At 64.3% G+C, this 3,204-nt stretch carries 1 protein-coding gene and 1 pseudogene; one reads left to right on the top strand and one right to left on the bottom strand.

Annotated features, from left to right (window positions below):
* Window positions 1-2,624 (top strand): PAS domain-containing sensor histidine kinase (locus tag DBR24_RS30675; RefSeq protein ID WP_146189160.1); only part of this gene is annotated, 2,624 nt, incomplete at its 5' end.
* Here DBR24_RS30675 and DBR24_RS30670 read toward each other — a convergent pair.
* A pseudogene (locus DBR24_RS30670) lies at window positions 2,621-3,204 on the bottom strand (hypothetical protein); the annotation flags it as partial. The gene DBR24_RS30675 and the pseudogene DBR24_RS30670 sit on opposite strands and share 4 nt — an antisense overlap.

The following is a 3,204-nucleotide window of genomic DNA, read 5'->3' as shown; positions in this document are numbered from 1 at the left end:
TGGACAGTGAGGGCCACGTCGAACACCTGGGCGGCCCCGTGCGCCATGCCCTGCTGCGGTTGACGGCGCGTTCGGTCACGCACCTGACAGACTATCTGCTGCCCCACAGCGGCCTGGTGGTAGAAGGTCGGCCGCAGGACTGGCAAGGGCAAACACTCGACCTGGATTTTTTCAGCCAGGCCGGGCCGCCCCTGCATCTACGCGGCTGGGTTCAGCCACAGGGTGATGGCTGGTTGCTGCACTTGCTCGACATCGGTGACCTGCTCGGCGAGCGGCGTGAGGCGCGCAGTCGCGAACAATGCCAGTGGCTCGCGGGGCAGATCCGCGAGCAACTGCGCCTGTGCAGTTTCACGCGTCTGGCGCAGGTGCTGGGCGAACAATTGCAACGCGTCAGTCAGTACTTGCACATCCCGTGTCTGGCGCTGGCGGTACTCGATGATCAGGAACAAGGCTGGCAGATCCATCAGCACTACTGCGCGCCCGGAGCGCCGCAGCTGTGGAGCCCGGCGCAAGGACTGGGGACCGCGCTGGACAGTCTGAACAGTGCGGCCCCGCAAGCCCTGCAGGTCAGCGAACAGCCGCGCCTGAGTAGCGTGTTTGGCCCCAATCCGGGCTTTGCCGTGCCCTACTGTGATGCTCAAGGAGTCGCGGCGTGGCTGCTTTGCGCCAACTATGACGCCGGGCAACAGGCGCCAGACCTTGGCGATCGTGACTGGCTGGCACTGGCCACCGCCATCGCCGCGCCACTGCTGGAAAGTTTGCGCGAGCACCGCCATCAGCAACAACTGGAACGCCTGGAAGCGCTTCAGGCACTGCTCGGCACCGGATGGTGGGAAGTGTTCGACAGCGCCGAAGTGCAACTGGCCAGGTCGCTGGCCGACAGCCTGGGCCTGCCGGCAACTCGCCTGTCGCTGCAGGACTGGTTCGCCCGGGTGCACCCCGCCGATCGCGATGAACTGCGCAGTCAGCTGCAAGCCTTGCAGGATGAGGGCACACCGCTGGAGTTATGCGTGCGCCTGCAACCCTGCGAACAGGCGCAATTGCTGTGGTATCGGGTGCAGGGCCAGGCGCTGGGCATCGGTGCCGGACGCCGGCTCGTGGGGTTCATGCTCGACATCAGCGACATCAAGAATCAGCAGCAACAGGCCGCCGCCGCCCATGCGCGGCTGGACAACCTGATCGCCAGCTCACCGGCGGTGATTTATGTGCAGCGCTACGTCGAAGGCGCGCTGCAACCAACATTTTTCAGCGCCAGTCTGCAACCGCTGCTGGGCTGGAGTCTGGCCGACTGCAGCGATGGCGCACTGGTCGAACACGTGCATCCTGACGACCGCGCGGTGTATTTCCAGCGCACGCGACAATTGCTGCGCGAGGGCACGGTGAGCACGCGCTATCGGGTCCTCGACCGGCAAGGCCATGCACACTGGTTGCTCGATGAAGCCAAGCTGCTGCGCGACGACCTCGGCTTGCCGGTGGAAGCCGTGGGCCTGTGGCTGGATATCACCGAGGCGACGCTCGCCGCCGAGCAGGTCCGGGCCAGCGAAGAACGCTACCGGATTCTGGTAGAGGATTCGCCGGCGATGATCTGTCGCTACCGTCCGGACCTGACCCTGATCTTCGGCAATCGGCCCCTGGCGACGTATCTGGAGTGCGCGCCGGAGCAGTTGCCCGGGGTCAACCTCGGCAGCTGGATGTCGGACGAACAGCGCGCAGCGTTCACCCAGCGTCTGGCGCAACTGACACCGCAGGTGCCGGTGAGCACGGCCGAAGTCAATCTGCGCCTGCCAGGGCGTGAACATGCGTGGTGGGTCTGGTCGGATCGCGGCGTGTTCGACGAGCAGGGGCGCCTGCTCGAAGTGCAAGCGGTGGGCCGCGACAACACCGAGGTCCGCCGCTCGCAACAGCAACTCACGCAGAGCGCGAAAATGGCCACCCTCGGCGAAATGGCCACCGGTCTGGCGCACGAAATCAATCAACCGCTCAACGTGATGCGCATGGCCATCGTCAACGTGCTCAAACGCCTGGGCAACGGCGATGTGCAGGTCGATTACCTGACCGACAAACTCAACCGCATCGACGCCCAGGTCCAGCGCGCCGCGCGGGTGGTCGATCACATGCGGGTATTCGGACGCCGCTCGGAAATCGAACAACATCCGTTCAACCCACTCGAGGCCATCGACGGCACCTTGTCGCTGCTCTCGGAGGGCTTGCGCGGCAAAGGCGTGGAGCTGCGGCTCAAGGAGTCGGACTTGCAGGTGCAGGTGCGCGGTTATGTCGATCAACTGGAACAGGTGCTGATCAACCTGATGGTCAACGCCCGGGATGCGCTGCTGAGCAAGCGCGAAGCCGATCGCGACTTCCAGCCGTGGATCGCGGTGTCCGCCGAGAGCGACGAGCATGTGGTGCGATTGTGGGTGGAGGACAACGGCGGCGGCATCGACCAACGCCTGCTGGAGCGGATTTTCGAGCCTTTTTTCACCACCAAACCGGTGGGCGTCGGCACCGGCCTGGGGCTGTCGGTGAGCTACGGCATCGTCGAAAACATGGGCGGACGCCTGAGCGTGCGCAATGGCGATGAAGGCGCACGCTTCTGCATTGAACTGCCGCTTGCCGTGGTCGACTAGATCGCCAGCATCGGTTGTCCGGGCGGCTTGCAACTGAGGTTGGCGCCGACGTCGACCTTGTTCAGGGTGATGCCGAGGTTGGCGAGCAAACCATCAAGTATCGGATCGAGCACCGGACTGAGCAGGTTGTCGATCACCACCCCCAGCGTGTTGTTCACCCCTGCCAGCACATCGGCGGTGGTGGTCAGCAAACCGCCCAACAGGCTGGAGCCGGTCGGTTTGTATGCCTGCACCTGAACCCCGGCCAACGTGCCCCGAAGGCTGTCGACCACGCCCTGGGTAGCAAAACTGTAATACTGCGGCGGGGTTTTGATTTCCGGTGGCTGATTGTAGATGTGCGTGCTTTGGGTGGCGGCCACCGAGGTATCGACCTTCACCCCCAGACCACCGCCGTAGAACGGTTTGCGACTGTTCGGGTCACAGGTCGCCGAGCCGAGCCCCAACAGCGGAATGGTACAGGTGACGACGCCGACGTCGATCAGCGCCAGCGGCTGCACAGTGATGTCTGCCGAGGACGAAAAGGCATTGGCGGTGTCGATCCTGCCGACCTTGAGCTTGACCAGCGACGAGTTGGTCTGGG

Source organism: Pseudomonas sp. HMWF006, from assembly GCF_003061205.1.
Taxonomy (GTDB): Bacteria; Pseudomonadota; Gammaproteobacteria; order Pseudomonadales; family Pseudomonadaceae; genus Aquipseudomonas; species Aquipseudomonas monsensis.
This window is presented reverse-complemented; position numbering and strand designations above follow the sequence as displayed.